The following is a 22,014-nucleotide window of genomic DNA, read 5'->3' on the forward strand; positions in this document are numbered from 1 at the left end:
TAGGAGCAAATGTATCCGATTTTCAAGACGACCAGTCCCGCTATCCCTTTCAATCTTTTGCGCCGAACCCCGGCCCAAAAGGATTTCCAGTTCTATCGGGGCTAGATTAGAAGTTTAATTTTCTCAAGAAGCATAAAACCCGTTAAGCTTAAAACTTATCAGGTTTGTATTTTATAAGATCTATAGTCTACAACAGCTTCGTGAACTTTGTGTTTATAAGCAGTTACAATATAAAAAACCTTAGCGTTCTTTGTGGTTAAAAAAGCATTTTAATATTAAGATTTAAACCAACCAGCCACTAATTCATCTTCAAATGAAGTAGCATTCTTGTGAACAAATTCATTGGTTTTATTATTATAAGAGTAATCTAAAGCCCAGGTTTCGTGATTTTTAGCAAGATCTTTAATGCTATCACAAACATAAGCGATTTCTTCATCAGTAGTTGTTGGGTGAATAGACATTCTTATCCATCCTGGTTTTTTGATCAAATCGCCAATCGTAATTTCGTTAACCAGTTTATTCGAAGTTTCCTGATCAACATGCAATAAAAAGTGACCATAAGTTCCGGCACAGCTGCATCCTCCTCTGGTCTGAATTCCGAATTTATCATTCAGTAATTTCACTCCTAAATTAAAATGCAGATTTTCAATAAAGAAAGAAACCACTCCCAAACGATTTTTGTGTTGTCCCGCAAGAATTTTTATATTTTCAACAGGTTCCAATGCATCAAAAACATAATCAACGATTTCATGTTCACGTTGCAAAATGTTCTCGATTCCCATTTCTTCTTTTAATTCAATTGCCAGCGCCGTTTTAATAACTTGCAAAAATCCAGGAGTTCCTCCGTCCTCGCGATCCTCAATATTATCAATATATTTATGTTCTCCCCAAGGATTTGTCCAGCTTACTGTTCCTCCTCCCGGGCAATCCGGAATCATATTATTGTATAATTTTTTGTTGAATATCAAAACTCCAGAAGTTCCTGGGCCTCCCAAAAATTTATGAGGTGAAAAGAAAACTGCATCCAAATACGCTTCCGGATCAGAAGGATGCATATCAATTTCTACATACGGTCCTGAACAGGCAAAATCTACAAAACAAACACCGTTATGCTGATGCATTAATTTTGCAGCTTCATGAAAAGGCGTTTTCAAACCTGTTACATTAGAACAAGATGTTATTGAGGCAATTTTTATTGTTCTATTATTATATTTCTCTAATAATTCAGCCAAATTTTCAAGGCTAAAAAGCCCTTTTTCGCATGACGGAATGATTTCAACATCTGCAATTGTTTCCAACCATGAAGTTTGATTCGAATGATGTTCCATATGCGAAATAAAAACTACAGGTTTTTTCTCTGCTGGAACAGTTGTAAAGTCTTTCAGGTTTTCAGGAATTTTTAAACCCAAAATACGTTGAAACTTATTGATAACACCGGTCATTCCGGTTCCATCAGTAATTAAAACATCATCCTGATTTGCATTCGCATGACGCTTAATAATATTTCTGGCATGATGATAAGCTTTTGTCATGGCAGTACCTGACACAGTGGTTTCAGTATGTGTATTGGCTACAAAAGGTCCGAAATCATTAAGAAGTTTCTCTTCAATTGGTCTATATAACCTTCCGCTGGCAGTCCAGTCAGTATAAATAATCTGTTTTTTGCCGTACGGAGACGTAAATTCCTGATTAATTCCAACAATATTTTTACGAAAATCCTGAAAATAAGTTTCTAAAGTGATGGTATTATTTTTGCTATCCATTAGTGTGCCTGAGTTTGATGCAAATATAATTGCTTTTTTACAAAATTGCGAATTTATCAATTGTAAACTTCAAACATTCAATAAGTGATTAGTATATTTAACTAAAATATGTTTTTTTTAACAAATTATCATAATATTCTATCGGATTAATAGGGCATATAAAATTTAAGAATACTATTGTATGGGAAATTTATCACTAGCCACTTTTGGTGGAGGATGTTTTTGGTGTATTGAAGCTGTAATTCAGCGTTTAAATGGTGTAGAATCTTTAAAATCAGGTTATTCAGGTGGTTTTATTAAAAACCCACCCTATCGTGAGGTTTGTACTGGCAGAACAGGTCATGCTGAAGTTATACAAGTCGCTTTCAATCCTGACATAATTTCATATCATGACTTAATTTTTATCTTTATGACAAGTCATGATCCAACAACGCTTAACCGACAAGGAGCAGATGTTGGAACGCAATACCGTTCCATTATTTTATATCATGATCAAGAACAAAAAGCTATTGCAGAACAGGTTTTAGAAGAAGTAAAACCTTTTTATGAAGATCCGATTGTGACAGAATTGACTGCTTTTGAAGTGTTTTATGAGGCAGAAGAAGATCATCAAAATTATTACAACAACAATCAGGATGCACGTTATTGTCAAATCGTAATTGATCCGAAAGTTCAGAAATTAAAAAAAATGTATGCCGATAAATTGAATTGATTATAAAAAAATTTAGCTATAGATTATAAAGATTAAAATGATTTTTTCAAAATCTCTTTTAGATTTATAAAGAAGCAGATAAAATCTTTTTAATCTATGACGAAAAAAAATACCACAATGAAAAATTTAAAAATAAATAATCGATTTACAACTGAATTACCTGCAGATCCAGATGAAACCAATGAAATTCGTCAGGTTAAAAACACGTTATTTTCTTATGTAAATCCGACAAAACCTTCAAATCCAAGTTTAATTCACTCTTCTCAAGAAGTAGCAGAATTAGTTGGAATTACAAAGAATGAAATTCAGTCCGAAGACTTTTTGAATGCTTTTTCAGGAAAAGAAATTCTTCCTGAAACTCGTCCGTACGCAATGTGTTATGCCGGACATCAATTTGGAAATTGGGCCGGACAATTGGGCGACGGTCGTGCTATTAATTTGACAGAAGTTGAACATAATAACGAGTTTTTTACTTTACAGTTAAAAGGCGCAGGAAAAACACCTTATTCAAGAACCGCTGATGGTTTAGCAGTTTTACGTTCTTCAATAAGAGAATATTTATGTGCCGAAGCCATGCATTATTTGGGTGTTCCTACTACCCGATCACTTTCACTAATGTTATCTGGAGATCAGGTATTAAGAGATGTTTTATACAATGGAAACCCAGCTTATGAGAAAGGAGCAATTGTTTGTCGTGTTGCGCCATCTTTCATACGTTTTGGAAGTTTTGAAATGCTTACAGCACGAAACGAACTAAAGAATCTAAAAGAGTTTGTAGAGTACACTATCAAACATTATTTTCCGGAAATTAAAGGAGAACCAAAAAACCAATATTTACAGTTCTTTAAAACCGTAGCTGATACTACCCGCGAAATGATTGTTAATTGGCAACGCGTTGGTTTTGTACATGGCGTTATGAATACAGATAATATGTCAATTCACGGAATTACGATTGATTACGGACCTTACGGCTGGCTGGAAAACTACGATCCAAATTGGACCCCAAACACGACAGACTCACAAAACAGAAGATATCGTTTTGGGAATCAGCCTCAGGTTGCACAATGGAATTTGTATCAATTGGCCAATGCGCTTTATCCGTTAATTAATGAAGCAGAACCTTTAGAAAAGATTTTGGAATCATTTATATCTGATTTTGAAACTGATTATAAAACAATGTTTTTAAGTAAATTAGGTTTATTTACTTCAACTGTAACTGACAGTAAATTAATTACCGGTTTAGAGGCTGTTCTACAATTATCAGAAACAGATATGACGATCTTTTTCAGAAATTTGAGTAAGATAACAAAGATAGATTCTGTCGAAAATGCAATAGAAAAAATTCAGAATTCTTTTTATCTCCCTGAAGAAATAAAAGGAGATATTTTGGAATCCTGGAAGAAATGGTTTACTGTTTATCTTCAAAGATTGAATACTGAAGAGCTTTCAGATGAAGTTCGTGCTGAAAAAATGAATCAAATCAATCCTAAATATGTATTGCGAAATTATATGTCGCAATTGGCAATTGATGACGCAGACAAAGGCGATTATTCTTTAATAAACGAATTTTATTTGCTTTTACAAAAACCTTACGATGAACAACCGGGATTTGAAAAATGGTTTGCAAAACGACCAGATTGGGCACGTTCTAAAGTAGGTTGTTCAATGCTTTCTTGTAGTTCTTAAAAAGTTTTTTGCCACGAATTTCGCAAATTCCCACGAATTAGATTGCGTAGAAAGTTGAATTCTACTAATTTTTAATTCATGGAAATTCGTGAAATTCGGGGCTAACTTTTTTACTTCGAAGTTATGTAATCAAGAATCATATTTGCGTGAACGCGTGAGTTTTCTATGAACCACTTATGCGTTTGCATTCCGCCACAAACTACTCCGGCCAAAAATAATCCTTCCACATTAGTTTCCATCGTTTCCGGATTATACGTTGGAATTTTTAATTCATCTTCAGAAAGCTGAATTCCCATTTTTTCCAGAAAAGTCAAATCTGGCTTATATCCTGTTAAGGCTAAAACGAAATCATTTTCTATTGTAACTTTTCCGTTTGGAGTTTCAATTTCGACTTCATTTTCTCTTATTTCAGTAATATTCGATTCAAAATAAGCTTTTATACTTCCTTCTGCAATTCGATTTTCAATATCGGGTTTAACCCAATATTTTACTCTGTTATTTATTTCGTTTTTACGAATGACCATTGTAACATTAGCGCCTTTTCGCCAGCATTCCAAAGCAGCATCGACGGATGAATTATTAGCACCAACAACTAAAATATTACGAAAAGCATATTCATGAGCTTCTTTATAATAATGACGAACTTTAGGAAGTTCTTCGCCTTTTATATTCATCTCAATCGGAATATCATAAAAACCAGTTGCGATAATTACGTTTTTGGCTTCGTATAAATTCTTGTCTGATGTTATTTTAAAAATGTTTTCTAATTTCTGAACCTGAGTAACTTTTTCAAATAAATGAATCGAAAAATTAAAATAACGATGAATATTTCTGTAATATTCCAAAGCTTCCTGACGACCTGGTTTTGGTGCCAGGCAATTAAACGGAATATTTCCTATTTCTAATCTTTCAGCAGTCGAAAAAAACGTCATATACAAAGGATAATTGAAAATGCTATTCACAATTGCTCCTTTTTCTATAATTAGGTAATTTAAATTTTTCTTTTGGGCTTCAATTGCGCAGGCAAACCCAATTGGACCGCCACCAACAATAATCAAATCATATTCTGTCATAATTATTTTTCCCAATCTTTAAAAGGATTTTTACTCAAATAGGCGTTGTAATATCTTTTATCATTAGTTACTTCCTCACCTAGCCATTCTGGTTTTTCAAAAGTATCTGTTTCAGATTCCAGTTCAATTTCTGCCATTACCAAGCCTTCGTTATCGCCATAGAATTCATCTACTTCAAAAACATGTTTTCCTGATTTTATTTCATAACGCGTTTTTTCTATTTTGCCCTTTTCGCACAATTTTAGCAATTCCTGTGCTTCATCAAGCGGAATTTCATTTTCCCATTCAAAACGTGACATACCACCGTGATGACCAATTCCTTTAATCGTTAAAAAGCCCCTTTCTCCTTTAATTCTAACACGAACTGTCCTTTCAGGCAATGAACTTAAATATCCCTGAGCAATTTTATTTTGAGTAAAAGCCTGTTCCTTAAAATCATTCGATTTTACAAGAAACTTTCTTTCAATTTCTATCATTTTAGTATCACAATTAATTTTTAATGCAAGTTACTCAATTTAATTTAGTTCTGAAATTGAGTTTCCATAATGTCAATAAGAATCAAAAACCTAACCCCTTAAATACTAGATAAATAACACAATATTAACGCGTTGTTAATACATTATGTATTTATTTTTTTGTTAATTTTGATAGAGAATTAAACCTTTATTTTCATTTCGAACAATAATTTTAAGTTCAATCAAAAATAACTACTATGGATATCTCTTGTATCTTAATCCCCTTATTAACGGGAGTAGTCTTTGGAATCTTAGGCTATTATTTAGGAAAGAAAGCATCATCAAAAACAGATCATTCGCTTGTCTCTGCATTACAGTCAGATTTAGATGCCTGTAAAACGCACACAAAAAGTTTAAATACCCGAATTTCGTCTTTAGAAGCTGATTTAGCAGAAAAAAAGACAAAACCGAATAAAAAACAATCTACAGTAACTCATACGACACCTACATTTTTATTTGATGCAGAACTAGCCAAGACGGTTTTTGGAAAAAAAATAAAAGAAAATGATCTAAAAATTGTTGAAGGAATTGGCCCGAAAATAGAAAGTTTATTAAATGCAGCCGGAATCACAACATGGAAAGATTTATCTGAAACACCAACGGAAAAATTACAAGCAATATTAGATGGCGGAGGAGAAAATTATGCTATACATAATCCCAGTACCTGGGGAAGACAGGCTTTATTATCTTATGAAGGTAAATGGGAGGAGCTTAAAGCCTGGAAAGCCGGATTGCGTGGAGGGAAAGAATGAAAATCGAGGTTCAAAGATTCAGAGTTATAAAGAGACAAAGGCTTTTTTAGTAACTTAATTTAGTGTGTGTTTTATATTATTTCAAAAAATGATAAATCCCATTTTTTTGTTTTATTGTACCATAATTGCCCTTTTGAGACTTCTAACGGGCAATCAAAATTATTGGTATAAAGTGCTCCGGTTCCTAAGCCCTGTGGCATTATTGAATTTAATGTAAATGTCCATTGCGCAATAGCATTAAGACCGATATTACTTTCTAATGCAGAGGTAATCCACCAGTCAATATTGTATTTTTCGGCTAACGTAATCCATTCCTGAGTTCCTCTAAAGCCACCAACAAAACTTGGCTTTAAAATAATATATTGAGGTTTGATTTCTTGTAATAATTTTTCTTTTTCTTCTAAAGAAAATACACCAATTAATTCTTCGTCTAAAGCAATCGGAAATGGTGTTACCAGACATAAATCAGCCATAGCTTTTATATTTCCTTTTTTAATTGGCTGTTCGATACTATGAAGCTGGAATTGATTTAATTGATTTAGTTTATCTAAAGCTTCGTGTAAAGCAAAAGCACCATTTGCATCAACACGAATTTCAATTTGTTCAGCAGAAAAATGGCTTCTTATAAATTGCAATAATTCTAATTCTTTCTGAAAATCAATGGCACCAATTTTAAGTTTGATACAATTAAATCCGTCAGCTAATTTTTCTTCAATTTGTTGTTTCATGAAGGAGGCTTCTCCCATCCAAACCAAACCATTTATTATAATTGACTTCGTATTATTCGTAAATTCAGAAGGAAATAATAAATATGGATTTTCATTTTTAAGAGATAAAAATGCCATTTCTATGCCAAATTGAATCGAAGGAAATTCTAATAAAGCTTCCCAAAGTGCAGTTTCGCCAAGATGAATATTTTCGCAGGCCCATTTGAGTTTTTCTTCATAATCATGACGATCATCAGCACTTAAACCACGCAAAATACCGCACTCGCCTATTCCTTTTTTACCATTTTGTTCAAGAACAATAAACCAGGTTTCTTTTTCGGTCATAATGCCTCGTGACGTACCAGACGGACGTTTAAACTCGAGCATATATTTGTGGTAAGAAGCTTTCATTTTTTTAGATACTAAGTTTCTAAGATGCTAAGATGCTGAGATATTCGGAAGCTAAAAGAACTTAGAACTTAGTATCTCAGCGTCTTAGCAACTTAATTATAAAGCTTTAAAACTTTTTCGAAGTCTTTTGAAGGTAATCCGGCTTTTTGAAAAAGTTCAAAATCTTTTTTTGTTTTGTCTTTCCAACTTAAGCTGTCTGTTACGTTTTGAGTTTGGTATTTTTTATAGATTACTTTTGCTTCACTATAATCATCACTAACCAAATAAACATGGGCTAAATTTAGTTTTACTAATAATTCAGTATCGTCTAATTTCTCGCCTTCTTTGAGAAATTTAATTGCTTTGGCATATTGTTTCGTTATAATATAGCAATAACCAATTGAACTGTAATCCAATGCTGTGGCTTTTCCATCGTTAATGATTGTATTTAATTTTGGAATCGCTTCATTGTATTTTTGCAATTTTATTAATGCAGCAGCTTGCGTTCGTAAATCGCCGTATACATTTTTAGAGATGTCAGCATCTTTATAGCAAGCATTTCCAAAATCTTTGTAGACTTTGTTTTTTTCGATTGGCAATAGTTTTTGAAACTCTGTATAACGATATTGCTTGATAATTTTGTCTAAAATACAAACGCAAAAATCATCAGAATTGGCCATTTTCTGTGCCATTGTTGATGTTTTGCATAAACTGATAATTTCGTTTTTGTTATCCTGATTCCAACCGCGGTTTAATTTAGTATCAACCCAAGGCACAACTTCTAAAACAATTTTTTGATTCAGAAGCCAGTTTTTACTGTGAAAACCAAACCAAATTGTACTAATATCTTGTCCTAAACAAGAAGACTTGTCTAATGATAATCTTTTTGCGTCTTTGCTTACTTCATCTACTTGTGCATAGCAGGCTTTGTCTGTTTTTCCGTCTTCAATGTATTTTTTTGCACTTTCATTTGAAGTAAAAAGCGCATACGTACATGTATCATCTCCGGAGATTTTTGACATTAGAAAAACTGCTCCGGCAGAACCCTGACTGATTCCGGTTGGGTCTGGAATTGCTTTCAAGACCGAAACCAAACTGTTTGCCATTTGCTGGTTTTCGTCTAAAAGTGTAATTCGATAAACAATTTCTGTGGTTCCAACAGGAAGATCTTCTGTTTTTAAAGTAATTCGGTCGCGTGCAGAAACAATAATTTCTTTAGTTGTTGCTCGCTCTTTGTCCCAATAACCATCTTTTTGAGCAAAAGAGTTATATGAAACTGTAATTAAAAGAAATAGGGCAATTTTTTTTAAATTCATATTTATGTTAGGATAAGTTTTTTGGCTACAAATTGTATTAAATTATCTTTTGACAAAATAAAAATGTTTTTTTAATCTTCTTTTAATCTCAGAACGACATAAATTATGCCAAAGTAGTTTCTTATGAAACCGAATGCCCTAGCCCCGATAGAAGCGATATCCTTTTGTGTCTCGTTTCTTTAACGAGACACAAAAGATATAGCGGATAGCGGGATTAGCTCCTGAAACTATTTATAATTCAATAGATTCTCCGATTTCCAGAAGCATTAAATCTTTTCCTTTATCGAAAAATTTACGAATTGATTCTTCGTGATTGATTTCGATGTAACCAAAAGTATCAAAATGATAACCAAGGATTTTGTCGCATTCTACAAAATCAGAAGCAATAATAGCATCTTCAACATCCATCGTAAAATTATTTCCAATTGGAAGAATAGCCAAATCTAATTTAGTACGCATCGGAATCAGTTTCATATCCATTGTAAGAGCCGTATCGCCCGCAATGTAGATATTTTTATGTTCGCCTTCGATTACAAAACCACCAGGATTTCCTCCGTAACTTCCGTCAGGAAAAGAACTTGAGTGAATGGCATTTACATATTTCACTTTTCCAAAATCGAATTTCCAGCTTCCACCGTGGTTCATTGGATGTGCATTATGACCTAATTTTGCATAATAACTGGTTATTTCTGCATTAGAAACAATTACAGCATTAGTACGATTTGCAATAGCTTCAACGTCTAGAACGTGATCGCCATGCGCATGTGTAAGCAAAATATAATCGGCTTTTAATGTATTTATATCGATTCCTGAAGCTTGTGGATTTCCTGTAATAAAAGGATCAACAATAATATATTTTCCTCCAACTTCGATGCCTAAAGAAGCGTGTCCGTAGAATGTAATTTTCATTTTTATAGCAATTTAAAATTGAACTTTATTTTATCTTCCTCCTAAGAAGAGATTAACAATGATGTCTGAAATTAATGAAATCATACATACTGTCAATAATATTGAAAGTAAAAAAGTACTTAACGCTACTTTTTTTAATTCCGGATCTAACAACTTAGGGTTTTGATTTTTATAAACGGTAATTAAATGTTTAGTTAAAGGAATATAAGCTAATAAAAACAAATATTGGTCGAAACGATAATCGCTTAAAATAGCAAAAACAACAACCAAAATCATTGCTGTAATGATCAATGTAAAATGATAAATTTTAGCTTTTGCACCACCAATTTGAACTACGATCGTATTTTTTCCTGATTTTCTGTCTGATTCTTCATCACGCATGTTGTTCAGGTTTAAAACCCCAACGCTTAACAATCCGATAGAAATTGCAGGTAAAATTAAAAGTGGATCTACTTCTTTTGAATATAAAAAGTTAACGCCCAAAGTACTTACTAATCCGAAGAAAATGAAAACAAAAACGTCTCCAAAACCTTTGTATCCGTAAGCTGAATTTCCTACTGTATAACGAATCGCCGAAACAATTGCTGCAACTCCTAACAATAGAAAGAAGATAGAATAACCGAAATTACTTTCTCCAAAAGCAAAATAAATCAATACGATAGCAGATAGTAAAGTTAATCCAGCCGTAATTATGATTGCTTTTTTCATAGCCTGTGGCGTAATTACTCCACTTTGAATGGCACGTTGCGGACCAACACGATCTTCATTGTCTGTACCTTTTACACCATCTCCATAATCATTTGCAAAATTTGATAAAACCTGTAAACCAAGTGTTGTTAAAAGTGCAAAACCAAAAATTTTCCAACTAAAAACTTCAGTTGGTGTATTGATGGTTGCCGTTGGGTTTGATAAGGCGTATATACTTCCTACTATAATTCCGGAAACTGATAAAGGCAATGTGCGCAATCTGGCGGCTTCAATCCAATGTTTCATTTATTTTAATTTTAGATTTTAGAGTTAAGATTTTAGATTGTTATTTATGAATTTAAATTGCAGATTTTAAGATAAATCTAAAATCTGCAATCTTAAATCTAAAATTATTATGGTAACCACTTATTTTCTCCGAAATTTGGTTTTCTTTTTTCTAAGAATGCGTTTCTTCCTTCTTTTGCTTCTTCAGTCATGTAAGCCAAACGAGTTGCTTCACCTGCAAAAACTTGTTGACCTACCATTCCGTCATCTGTAAGATTCATGGCAAATTTTAGCATTTTTATAGAAGTTGGCGATTTTTGAAGAATTTCCTGAGCCCATTCGTAAGCAGTAGCTTCAAGCTCATCGTGTGGAATAACAGCATTTACCATTCCCATATCCATTGCTTCCTGAGCTGAATAATTTCTTCCTAAAAAGAAAATTTCACGTGCTTTTTTCTGCCCCACCATTTTAGCTAGATAAGCAGATCCGTAACCACCGTCAAAACTAGTTACATCGGCATCTGTTTGTTTAAAAATAGCGTGTTCTTTACTGGCCAAAGTCATATCGCAAACTACATGCAAACTGTGTCCACCGCCAACTGCCCAACCTGGAACAACGGCAATAACCACTTTTGGCATAAAACGAATTAAACGTTGTACTTCAAGAATATTTAAACGATGTTGACCATCTTCGCCTACATAACCCTGATGTCCACGAGCATTTTGATCGCCACCGCTGCAAAATGAATAAACGCCATCTTTAGTTGATGGACCTTCGGCAGAAAGCAATACTACTCCTATTGAAGTATCTTCTTGTGCATCGTAAAAAGCCTGGTATAATTCTGAAGTTGTTTTTGGACGGAAAGCGTTTCTCACATTAGGTCTGTTAAACGCTATTCTTGCAACTCCATTACATTTTTTATAGGTGATATCTTCAAATTCTCTGGCAGTAATCCAATCCATTTCTATTTGTTTAGTTTTAATAATTATAGTGTAAAAATAAAGCATTTTTACATTTTTACCTACTCAAATCGGCTTAAGTCTGCACTAAAATTTCTCAAGAATACGGCAAATAGTATTTACTTACAAAAAATAACATTATTTAACATTGGATTTCAAAAATAATTAAGTAATTTTACACCCTAGAAATCAATGAGATACATTTTATTTCATTGATTTATGATTGATTTTCTTTCACTGATTTATTAACCTAAAAAATGACTTTTTTTGAGAAAAATTAAAAATTTTGTCGCTCATTTTTTTACGGTTTTTATTAGTAAACCATTGACTAATGAGCAAATGATTTATGCGTTTGTTAAAACTTCAAAAAGGAGACAGTAACACCTAAGGTTAAATGTTAGAATTGTTTAAGTAATTAGTATATGATTGATTACGAAAAAGAGGAAAAATGCTAACCAAAACATTCTATAAGTTATTTTATCAACCAAATGGATTAGCCGTGAAATTGATTTTTTGCTATTAAGAGGAACGTATTGATTGTTTAAAGACATACCAGATGAGAGGGTAACTCCTAAAATTTATAAAGTTGTTATTCTTTTAATGGATTCGAATTATTTTATTTCTGTTTTTTTTTAATTACAATTTTTTTTAAAACTGAATAAAAAGAGAAAGGCTGCTTGTAATGAGCGGCCTTTCTTGTTATAAAAATTCTTTTAGAATAAATTTCAATATTTAAACGTGATTTTTAATTCTCTTTTACAAGATAAATTCCGTCTTCTTTTATTTCGATGAGTTTATCTTTATATAAAGCTCCAATTGCTTTTTTGAAGGTCTTTTTACTCATTTTCAAAACTGTTTTAATGTCTTCAGGATGTGAAGCATCATTTAATCTCAGAAAACCACGATTAGCGCGTAATTCATCTAAAATTTTCTCTGCATTTGGTTCAATACTTTGATAACCCTGCACTTGCAAGGCTACGTCAATTTTATTATCAGGACGAATATTCTTGATATACCCCGTCATTCTGTCTCCAGTTCTGATAGCGTCATCATAAACTTCATCTTTGTACAACAAACCTTTATGTCTCTCATTGATAATCACATTGATTCCTAATTCGGTAATATGTGAAACAATCAAATCAACTTCTTCTCCTTTTTCAACTGTAAGCTGATCGTTTGACAAAAATTGGTTCAATTTACTTGAAGCCACCAAACGATTGGTTTTTTCATCCATATAAAGGTAAACCAGATAACGCTTTCCTTTCTCCATTGGACGCGCTTGTTCTTTAAACGGAACCAGAATATCCTTTTCCATTCCCCAATCCATAAAAGCACCAACCTGATTGATGTAATTTACTCTTAAAAGTGAAAATTCATTCAATAAAATATAAGGTTCAAGTGTAGTTGCCACCGGACGTTGTTCGTGATCTAAATAAACAAAAACAATAAGCTCCTCGCCTATTTCAAATTCATTTGGAACATATTTATTGGGTAATAATATATCGTGAATTCCTTCCGGATCTTTTTCAGGATTTCCTAAAAATAATCCAACTTTGGTATCGCGTAATATGGTAAGTGTATTGTATTTTCCTATTTCAATCATATTCTTAAGTTCTGAGTCGATAAATGACTAAGTTTCCAGCTGCAAATGTACGAAGTTTGAAAATGGTAAACCGAAAAATATTTTGGATTAAAAAAAAGCTACAGACATCCTATCTTCGTTTATCCTTTTTAATTAAATTTGAGAACCTAAATTAACTCCAAATCAATGAAAAAAATTACTTTTTACTTCGTTTGTGCCTTTTTATTATTTTCTCAGATCAGTATCTCTCAAGTTACTGAAGATCCGGAAATTAAAAAGATGATTTCAGAAGTTAAAGCCGAAAATCTAGAAGCAACTGTTCGAAAATTAGTAACTTTTGGCACCAGACATACTTTAAGTGATACCAAAAGTAAAACAAAAGGTATTGGCGCTGCACAACAATGGGTAAAGGCTGAGTTTGATAAATATGCCTTAGAATCTGGTGGAAGATTAACTTCTGCAATAGATTATTTCACCGTTAAAGCAGACGGAAAACGTGTAAAAGTAGATAGCCAGCTTGGTAATGTAATGGCCACTTTAAAAGGAACTGATCCTAATGATAATCGTGTACTTATTATAAGTGGACATCTGGACTCACGTGTTTCAGATGTAATGAATGTAAAATCTGATGCTCCTGGTGCTAATGATGACGGCTCTGGTGTTGCGGCAGTAATAGAATTGGCAAAAATAATGAGCAAAAGATCTTTTCCTGCTACTATTATTTTTGTTGCTGTTGTTGGTGAAGAACAAGGACTTATCGGCGCTCGTCATTTAGCTGAATTTGCTAAAGAATCAAACTGGAATATTATCGCAATGCTTAATAATGACATGATTGGCAACAGTTTATCTAGTGGAACTAATTTAAGAGATAATACACAAATCAGAGTTTTTAGTGAAACTATTCCGTATTTAGAAACGGAAGACGAGGCTAAAATGCGTAAATCAATTAATCGCGATAATGATAGTCCTTCGAGATTATTGGCACGTTATATTAAAACAACAACAGAGCAATATGTTGATCAGCTTTCTGTGAAATTAGTATATAGAAACGATCGTTTTTTACGTGGCGGAGATCATACTCCTTTTAGCCAAAACGGATTTACAGCTGTTCGTTTTTGTGAAATGAATGAAAATTTTGACCATCAACATCAGGATTTAAGAACAGAGAACAACATAAAATATGGCGATCTTCCTGAATTTATGGATTTCGATTATTTAAGAAAAAATACTTGTGCCAACTTAGCCGTTTTAGCGAACTTGGCGTGGTCTCCAAAAGCTCCGATAAATGTTGGAATTGAAGTTAAAAACCTTTCTAACTCCTCTACTTTAATTTGGAGCGCTCCTGAAGATAAGCCGCAATTTGGTTATCAGATTTTGATGAGAGAAACATCTTCATCTCATTGGGAAAAAACATTTTTTGTAAAAGATACTAAAGCTGAAATTCCGTATTCTAAAGATAATTATTTCTTTGCCGTACAAACAGTTGATGCTCTAGGTCATGCAAGTATACCGGTATTTCCAATTCCGATTCGTTAAGATTTTACTATAAATAAAAAAAGCGCCTTGTTAGGCGCTTTTTACTTTATATTCTATTTGTAAACACTTTCTTTTTTAAAGTGTAAAGTCAGTAAATAATACACAACAACTCTGTATTTATGCTTATTAGATTTGCCATATTTCTCGAGAACTGTTGCAATTCCAGCATTTAAGGCGGGGCTGTCAGTTAATCCTAATTTCTTAATTAGAAAATTCTTTTTTACTGTATCTAATTCAGATTGTTGCGATCCGGCAACTGTTGATGAATCAGCATTATAAATTGATGGCCCACAACCAATTGTAACCTTGGTTAGTAAATCCATATTTGGAGTAACTCCACATTTTTCTTTAAGATCTAGTGCATACTTTTTAATTAATTCTTCTCTAGCGCTCATAATTTTATATTGGTTATAATTATATACCCAAATGTAAAATTAAATTTACTTTTTTTAATTAATTTTAACAATATTTAACTTACAAATTAAATCAATTCTTTAAAGTATTGTTTCAAGATAACATCATTTTCAGTAGTAGGCGTAAAAATCTCTAAAATAACAGGTTTGTCATTTTGAGCGTATAAATTATGAATTCCGGTTTCCAATGATGCACTATCAGAAGCCGTCAAATACTCAAACTGGTACATTTTAGCCAAATGCTCAGCGGTTAAATGATGGGAGGTTTCGAAATAGGTATTAAAAACAGGTTTTTCTTCATGTCCTGGCAAAATTCTGAAAATTCCCCCTCCTCCATTATTAATCAAAATAATTTTGAAGTTTTTTGGGATGTAGGAATTCCATAAAGCATTGCTATCGTATAGGAAACTAATATCTCCGGTAATAAAAACATTTGGTTTTCCGCTTCCAACCGAAGCACCAATTGCAGTTGACGTGCTGCCGTCAATTCCGCTCGTACCGCGGTTGCAAAAAACTTCTATTGATGGATCAATATGAATTAATTGTGCATATCGAATGGCCGAACTATTACTAATTTGTAATTGACTGTTCTTAGGCAACGATTCTATGACTTTTTCGAAAACTTTAAAATCTGAAAAAGGAATTTTATTTAGATATTCCTTTCTTCTTACTTTTCTTAAATCGTAAATTTTAGCAATTTTTTTCGCATACTTACTTTCCGTAAAAGATGTTTGGGATAATAAATCTGTAAAAAAATCATTTGGCTGCATTACAAAATGTTTTGTCAAAGCACTAAATGTATCGTAAGCCCGCAAAGTGTCAATATGCCAATGTTCTTTTGGTTTATGTTTGCGCAAAAATCCTTTTATACGTTTTGATACAATCATACCACCAAAAGTTATTAAAACATCTGGATTAAGTTCTTTAAAATCAACATCATCAAACGGCGTAATTAAAGTATCGATACTATTAATAAATTCCGGGTGATGTAAGTTTGAAGTCGTTTCTGTCAGTACTACAACAGACGGATCATTTGCAAAATTATCGACAATTTCCTGATCAATACTATTCGCATCATCAACACCAACCATAATTAATTTACGTTTGGCTGAATTCCAAATTGAAACAAAATCAGCTATATTTTCTATAGTTTTTGTTCCGATAATTTCTTCTGAATCTGTGATTTTTGGTTGAACGGAAAGCGCTGAAACAGTTTCATATAAAGGCTCTTCAAAAGGTGCATTAATATGAACCGGTCCTTTCTGAAGAATGGCCGTCTCTATGGCTTTGTTGATTTTTAAATCATTTTCATCAGAAGCTTCTTCGGTTAAATTAGCATTGAAAACCGAATGATTCTGAAAAACATTTTCCTGACGAATGGTTTGTCCATCACCAATGTCTATCTTACTTTGAGGACGATCTGCTGAAATTACAATCAATGGAATCTGACTGTAAAATGCTTCGGCCACAGCCGGATAATAATTTAATAATGCAGAACCTGAAGTACAAACAATTGCTGTTGGTTTTTTAGTTTGCTGTGCAATTCCTAATGCAAAAAAGGCTGCGCAACGTTCATCTGCAATGCTGTAACAGGTAAAATTAGGATTTTGTGCAAAACCTATCGTTAAAGGTGCATTTCTTGATCCCGGAGAAATAATAATATTAGTGATTCCTTTTGCTAAACAAATTTCGATAATGCTTTGAGCAAGCGGTATTTTGGGGTAAATCATTCTTATGGCGTATTATTTTTAAAGAAAATCTAAACTTGAAGATTTTTTTTGATATCACAAAGTTACAAACTTCACATTTGATTTACTTATAAATTGGGAAGATATTAAGGCTGTTTTTAGAAAAAGGAAATATATTTGTAAAAGCATTTTTTTGATTAAAATAAAACTTTATATGCGTTTCATCTATCTTTTTTTACTTTGTATTTCAATACAAGCCGTAAAGTCACAAAATCAATTTGTTCCTGACGATACTCCGTATAAAAAAGCTTTAGAAACGGCAAAAACAGAAGGAAAACCACTTTTTATAATGCTTTATGCCGAATGGTGTCCTCATTGTAATCAGATGAAAAAAGAAGTTTTTAGCGATCCAAACGTGATGGATTTTTTAAAGGAAAACTATGTCTGCATTTGGAAAAATATCGAAAAAGAAGAAGGATTAGCACTTAAAAATAAGTACAATACAAAATCACTCCCTACTTTTTTGTTTTTAGATTCCAATGAAACACTGTTGTACGTATTGAAAGGTGAAATGAAAACAGCCGAATTCATGACCGAGGTAAAAAATGCATTGAATTCGAGAATGCAATTGCCTTATTTGGAGAAAGAATTTCTTTCAGATCCGAGTAATTCTAATACCTTTTTTGCTTACCTAAACACCTTAAAAAAAGGAAAAGACAGAACTGATTTATCTGTTCCTACTCATATATATCTTAAAACCCAATCTGATGCACAATTGATTAGCGAAACCAATTGGAGAATCATTGCCAATGGCGTTACCGATATTAATTCGAGAGAATTTCAATACGTTTTAAAACATCAAAAGGAGTTTGCTGCTGTAGCTTCGCAAAATCGTGTAGATCGCAAAATTGAAAGTATTGTAACCGAATTACTTCGTCCGTTGGTTGATAATCTGGATACTGTTAATTATTATAAACAAAGAGAAGTTGCAAAATCAATACGATTGCAAAAAACAGATTCTTTAGTTTTTAAATTTGATTTAACTTTGGCCGAAAGAACTGAAAAATGGCAGTTTTATAAAAAAGTAACACTTGCAGATACCCAGAAATTAGTTTGGAACGATGCCAGTTTTTTAAAAGATATTGGACAAACTTATTTAAAACATATTCAGGATACGGAAAGCCTTAAAAAATCTATTTTTTGGGTAAAACATTCTTTAGAATTAAATGATTCTTATGAGGGGAATTTGCTCGTCGCAAGACTCTATAATAAAATAAAAGACAAAAAATCAGCTTTGCAATATGCCAATGATGCAAAAGTTATTTGCACCGAAATGACTTCGAACACCAAAGAAGTTGATACTTTATTGGCTGAATTAAATACAAAATAATATTCTATAAAAACCATGAGCCTTACTCTTAGACCTGCGACAAAAAATGATTTAGAAAAAATTCTGGACATTGTAAACCATTCTATTCTACACACCACAGCTAATTATAGTTATGATGTTCAAACACTTGAAGTACAAACAAAATGGTTTGAAGATAAAACTGCAAAAAATCTTCCTATTGTTGTGGCTGATTTAGATGGTGAAGTAGTTGGTTTTGGGAGTTATGGACAATTTCGTGAAAAAATTGGTTATCAATATACAGTAGAACATTCAGTTTATGTAGTTGATAATGTAATAGGAAAAGGCATTGGATCTCAATTATTGACCGAACTAATTCGGTTAGCGAAAGAACAAGGTTACCACGTTATGATTGGCGCTATTGATGCTGATAACGCAGGAAGTATTGCTTTTCATGAAAAATTTGGCTTTGTAGTAACAGGCAAAATTCGTGAAGTCGGTTATAAATTTGATCATTGGTTAGATTTGGTTTTCATGCAATTGATTCTTGCTTAACCGCTAAGAACGCAAAGGTTTACGCAATGTTCGCTAAGGTACTTAGATGAAAAATAGCACACGGATGACGCTGATTTAAACGGATTTCTATTTTTAGCTATAAATAAGAATACGAATTGATTGATTTTTGAAAACGAGTGCCCCTAGCCCTGATGGGAACGGCATCCTTTTGTGGTGGGGTTCACCATAAAAGATACAGTGGACAGCAGGAAGTAGCTTCAAAAAAAATCCACAAACCTGAAATTAAATTCAAATTTGTGGATTTTTTTGGTTTAGATCATTCTGGATTAACTTTTAATCCAATTGATTACTTCTGGTTCTGTAACTAAGGTTTTTGGTTTGATAACTTTTACCAATTCTCCTTTTTCATTGATTAAGTATTTTTGAAAATTCCATTCTACTTCAGAATCCTGTAAACCGTTTTTAGATTTTTGAGTTAAGAATTTATAAACCTCACACATATCATCTCCTTTTACAGAAACCTTATCCATCATTGGAAAAGTTACACCATAATTTTGTTGACAAAATGTTTGGATTTCTTCATTTGTTCCTGGTTCCTGAGACGCAAAATTATTTGCAGGGAAACCAACAATAACAAAACCTTTGTCTTTATATTCTTTGTAAACTGCTTCAAGATCTTTGTATTGAGGTGTTAATCCGCATTTTGAAGCGGTGTTTACAATCATGACTTTTTTGCCTTTTAAAGAAGCAAAATCAAAAGTGTTTCCTGATAAATCTTCAACTTTAAATTGATAGATGGTTTGTTTTCCCATAACTTTTTCTGTTTTAGATTTATTGATACTTGTTTGAGCCTGAAGTTGTGCTGTTATTAAAAAGACTGCACTACAAACTAAAAATGCTATTTTATTCATCGTTTATTTTTTTATAAAATTAGTTAAAATCTGTTTTACAGAAAGAATTTGATTGCTTTATTTTTATTAAACATAAGTTAAATAAAAAAACGAAGCCTAACGTTAATCACTCGTTAGGCTTCTCCCCATACAAACAAATCAAACCATGAATTAATATTCCTTTTATATTATAAAATAAGAAATTGGTGCTATCCTGAATTCTTACCTTATAGTTACTTTATATTTAAATTATAGTTGATGCCTCCCGGTTATAGTGAAAATTAATTTTAAACTCTAATTCATATTCCCCAGCTGATCTTTTTAACGGCGTGTATAAGGAAAATTTCTAATTCGTTTAATTTGGAAAATACAGTTTGCAAATAATTTTCGGGTTGGAAGTCCGAGGACATCAACTATTAAATCTTCAACTATTAATTTGAATAAAATTGCTTTGACAAACCGCAACATTTAAAGCCGAATGATGAAGCTTGATAATTCCTTTTCGAATATTTTTATTGTTAAAATTTGACAAGGCCAAAACCGCAGTGAGACCTACAATTAAAATTTTTAATTTATTAAGATTTTTCATAGTTTTATTCTTTTTTGTCTTCATTAAACCCTAAAAAATTCTTTAAACAACTGTTAAAATGAATAGATCTGACTAATCTTAAAAGAGCTTATTATCCTGCATTTTTTTAGATTTTGCTATTTGACAGATTAACAATTCTGATGTTATAATAGCATTTACGTAATTGGATTGTTTTTGGTTTTAAAAAAATGAAAAAAAAATGATATTTTTTTTAAAATCCCTTATTTTACTAGGGATTTAGCTATTAAAAAAAATCTATTTTTCATAAAAAAATAAATTATCTTTATCTCAAGTAACACATATTGTTCAATAAATTTTGTTTAAACTTTAAAAACCTTAATCTATGAGTCAAGAAGAATTATTAGTTTTGATCTACAAGAAAGACGAAAGAGCTTTTACCCACTTGTATGATATGTATTCCAAAAGTCTGTATTCGGTCATCCACGTTTTGATAAAAAACCGGGAAGAATCTGAAGATGTTTTGCAAGAAGTTTTTGTCAAAATCTGGAAAAATATCGATTCGTATAACGAAAGCAAAGGACGTTTTTACACGTGGATCCTTAATATTGCCCGAAATACCTCAATAGATAAATTAAGATCTAAAAATTTTAATAACAGCCAAAAAAACCTTTCATCAGATAATTTCGTAAATCTGTTAGACGACAGTAACAAACTACTTAATAAAATTGATACGATTGGGATTCAGGAATTCGTCAAAAAACTGAAACCAAAATGTATTGAAATTATCGATTTGTTATTTTTTAAAGGATATACCCAACAAGAAGCTTCAGAAGAATTGGCATTGCCACTGGGAACTATCAAAACGCAAAACAGAAACTGTATTAACGATTTACGTAATTATTTAAAAATATAATGGAAGCACAAGAATATATAGACTCAGGAATTCTAGAATTATACGTTTATGGTTTATTAACCGAAACTGAAAATTTAGAAATAGCCGAAATGGCTAAAAAAAGTCCGGAAGTGGATCAGGAAATTATTTTGATAGAAAAAGCTATTGTAGCTTTATCATCAAGCTTCTCTCCTTTCCATTCTGTAGCGAATTTCGAGAAAATAAAAGCTCGTTTAGAACTGAAGCATGGCAAAGTAGTCGAAATGAAACCGGCTTCGAAATGGTCACAATATGTGGGCTGGGCCGCTGCAGTATTGTTACTATTAGGACTTGGATATCAAACTTTAGAATTGACAAAAACCAAAGATGCTATTGCAACTGTTGGCAATGAAAAAACTAAAATCGAAAGAGAGTTTGCTTATTTAGACCAACAACATAAAGAAACAGAAAAAAGCTTAACTATCGTTAGAGATATCAAAAATACCGGAGTAACACTTGGTGGTCAGGCTGTTTCGCCAACATCATTTGCAAAAGTATATTGGAACAAAGACACCAAAACAACTTATATTGATGCTGCAGGTTTACCAAAACCTCCAAAAGGAATGGTTTACCAGGTTTGGGCTTTAAAATTAAGTCCGGTTCTTACGCCAACAAGCATTGGTTTATTGAGCGATTTTGAAGGAAATTCAAATAAAATCTTTGCTGTAGATCGTACCAATGAAGCTGAGGCTTTTGGAATTACGCTTGAACCAGCCGGAGGAAGCTTAACACCAACAATGACACAATTATATACTTTAGGAAAAGTTTAAAAATAAACATAGCATAAAACTTAAAAACGCATATTA

General features: G+C 32.4%; 20 protein-coding genes. 8 read left to right on the plus strand and 12 right to left on the minus strand.

What is annotated here, in order from left to right; all coding sequences use genetic code 11:
* Nucleotides 1-275: 275 nt before the first annotated feature.
* Complete coding sequence (locus AC1RRN_RS10305; protein ID WP_492967217.1) at nt 276-1,763, minus strand: aminotransferase class V-fold PLP-dependent enzyme; 1,488 nt, start codon at nt 1,761-1,763, stop codon at nt 276-278.
* Between the two features lie 181 nt (nt 1,764-1,944).
* Here AC1RRN_RS10305 and msrA point away from each other — a divergent pair, with 181 nt between their 5' ends.
* Both msrA and AC1RRN_RS10315 read left to right on the plus strand, forming a co-directional pair.
* On the plus strand, nt 1,945-2,475 hold the full coding sequence (gene msrA / locus AC1RRN_RS10310) for a peptide-methionine (S)-S-oxide reductase MsrA (protein ID WP_492967218.1): 531 nt from the start codon (nt 1,945-1,947) through the stop codon (nt 2,473-2,475).
* A 117-nt stretch (nt 2,476-2,592) separates the two neighbouring features.
* The gene (locus AC1RRN_RS10315; RefSeq protein ID WP_492967219.1) at nt 2,593-4,161 is read left to right on the plus strand and encodes a protein adenylyltransferase SelO; all 1,569 of its coding nucleotides are present in this window, start codon (nt 2,593-2,595) and stop codon (nt 4,159-4,161) included.
* Between the two features lie 110 nt (nt 4,162-4,271).
* Here AC1RRN_RS10315 and AC1RRN_RS10320 read toward each other — a convergent pair whose 3' ends face one another.
* Nucleotides 4,272-5,234 (minus strand): YpdA family putative bacillithiol disulfide reductase, encoded by a 963-nt coding sequence (locus AC1RRN_RS10320; RefSeq protein WP_492967301.1) that lies wholly within the window; start codon nt 5,232-5,234, stop codon nt 4,272-4,274.
* 2 nt (nt 5,235-5,236) lie between these two features.
* Nucleotides 5,237-5,710 (minus strand): CYTH domain-containing protein, encoded by a 474-nt coding sequence (locus AC1RRN_RS10325; RefSeq protein ID WP_492967220.1) that lies wholly within the window; start codon nt 5,708-5,710, stop codon nt 5,237-5,239.
* Between the two features lie 236 nt (nt 5,711-5,946).
* On the opposite strand from AC1RRN_RS10325, the gene AC1RRN_RS10330 reads away from it, so the two are divergent.
* Nucleotides 5,947-6,501, plus strand: coding sequence for a helix-hairpin-helix domain-containing protein (locus tag AC1RRN_RS10330; protein ID WP_492967221.1), 555 nt, complete (start codon nt 5,947-5,949; stop codon nt 6,499-6,501).
* 71 nt (nt 6,502-6,572) lie between these two features.
* Here AC1RRN_RS10330 and AC1RRN_RS10335 read toward each other — a convergent pair whose 3' ends face one another.
* From AC1RRN_RS10335 to AC1RRN_RS10360, 6 genes are all read right to left on the minus strand, one after another.
* Complete coding sequence (locus AC1RRN_RS10335; RefSeq protein WP_492967222.1) at nt 6,573-7,619, minus strand: o-succinylbenzoate synthase; 1,047 nt, start codon at nt 7,617-7,619, stop codon at nt 6,573-6,575.
* 92 nt (nt 7,620-7,711) lie between these two features.
* Nucleotides 7,712-8,914, minus strand: coding sequence for a tetratricopeptide repeat protein (locus AC1RRN_RS10340; RefSeq protein ID WP_492967223.1), 1,203 nt, complete (start codon nt 8,912-8,914; stop codon nt 7,712-7,714).
* Between the two features lie 231 nt (nt 8,915-9,145).
* On the minus strand, nt 9,146-9,823 hold the full coding sequence (locus tag AC1RRN_RS10345) for a metal-dependent hydrolase (RefSeq protein WP_492967224.1): 678 nt from the start codon (nt 9,821-9,823) through the stop codon (nt 9,146-9,148).
* Between the two features lie 30 nt (nt 9,824-9,853).
* Entirely contained in the window at nt 9,854-10,816 is a 963-nt protein-coding gene (gene menA, locus AC1RRN_RS10350) for a 1,4-dihydroxy-2-naphthoate octaprenyltransferase (protein WP_492967225.1), read from the minus strand.
* Nucleotides 10,817-10,923: 107 nt separating this feature from the next.
* Nucleotides 10,924-11,757, minus strand: coding sequence for a 1,4-dihydroxy-2-naphthoyl-CoA synthase (locus AC1RRN_RS10355; protein WP_017498510.1), 834 nt, complete (start codon nt 11,755-11,757; stop codon nt 10,924-10,926).
* A 742-nt stretch (nt 11,758-12,499) separates the two neighbouring features.
* Nucleotides 12,500-13,357: a CvfB family protein gene (locus AC1RRN_RS10360; RefSeq protein ID WP_492967226.1), complete on the minus strand. Its 858-nt coding sequence runs from the start codon at nt 13,355-13,357 to the stop codon at nt 12,500-12,502.
* A 165-nt stretch (nt 13,358-13,522) separates the two neighbouring features.
* Between AC1RRN_RS10360 and AC1RRN_RS10365 the strand changes: the two genes are divergently transcribed.
* A complete protein-coding gene (locus AC1RRN_RS10365) occupies nt 13,523-14,872 on the plus strand; it encodes a M28 family metallopeptidase (protein ID WP_492967227.1) in 1,350 nt (449 codons plus the stop codon).
* A gap of 53 nt (nt 14,873-14,925) precedes the next feature.
* Here the strand turns inward: AC1RRN_RS10365 and AC1RRN_RS10370 are convergent, their stop codons facing one another.
* Both AC1RRN_RS10370 and menD read right to left on the minus strand, forming a co-directional pair.
* Nucleotides 14,926-15,267, minus strand: coding sequence for a DUF2853 family protein (locus AC1RRN_RS10370; RefSeq protein WP_492967228.1), 342 nt, complete (start codon nt 15,265-15,267; stop codon nt 14,926-14,928).
* 86 nt (nt 15,268-15,353) lie between these two features.
* Nucleotides 15,354-17,015, minus strand: coding sequence for a 2-succinyl-5-enolpyruvyl-6-hydroxy-3-cyclohexene-1-carboxylic-acid synthase (gene menD, locus AC1RRN_RS10375; RefSeq protein WP_492967229.1), 1,662 nt, complete (start codon nt 17,013-17,015; stop codon nt 15,354-15,356).
* A gap of 172 nt (nt 17,016-17,187) precedes the next feature.
* On the opposite strand from menD, the gene AC1RRN_RS10380 reads away from it, so the two are divergent.
* Complete coding sequence (locus AC1RRN_RS10380) at nt 17,188-18,363, plus strand: thioredoxin family protein (RefSeq protein ID WP_492967230.1); 1,176 nt, start codon at nt 17,188-17,190, stop codon at nt 18,361-18,363.
* A 15-nt stretch (nt 18,364-18,378) separates the two neighbouring features.
* The gene (locus AC1RRN_RS10385) at nt 18,379-18,876 is read left to right on the plus strand and encodes a GNAT family N-acetyltransferase (RefSeq protein ID WP_492967231.1); all 498 of its coding nucleotides are present in this window, start codon (nt 18,379-18,381) and stop codon (nt 18,874-18,876) included.
* Between the two features lie 287 nt (nt 18,877-19,163).
* Here AC1RRN_RS10385 and AC1RRN_RS10390 read toward each other — a convergent pair whose 3' ends face one another.
* The gene (locus AC1RRN_RS10390; RefSeq protein ID WP_492967232.1) at nt 19,164-19,748 is read right to left on the minus strand and encodes a glutathione peroxidase; all 585 of its coding nucleotides are present in this window, start codon (nt 19,746-19,748) and stop codon (nt 19,164-19,166) included.
* A 911-nt stretch (nt 19,749-20,659) separates the two neighbouring features.
* Between AC1RRN_RS10390 and AC1RRN_RS10395 the strand changes: the two genes are divergently transcribed.
* Complete coding sequence (locus AC1RRN_RS10395; RefSeq protein ID WP_492967233.1) at nt 20,660-21,190, plus strand: RNA polymerase sigma factor; 531 nt, start codon at nt 20,660-20,662, stop codon at nt 21,188-21,190.
* Nucleotides 21,190-21,978 (plus strand): anti-sigma factor, encoded by a 789-nt coding sequence (locus AC1RRN_RS10400; RefSeq protein WP_492967234.1) that lies wholly within the window; start codon nt 21,190-21,192, stop codon nt 21,976-21,978. Before AC1RRN_RS10395 ends, AC1RRN_RS10400 begins: the two co-directional genes overlap by 1 nt.
* Nucleotides 21,979-22,014 lie beyond the last annotated feature (36 nt).

The organism is Flavobacterium sp. GW821-FHT11G01 (assembly GCF_058808175.1).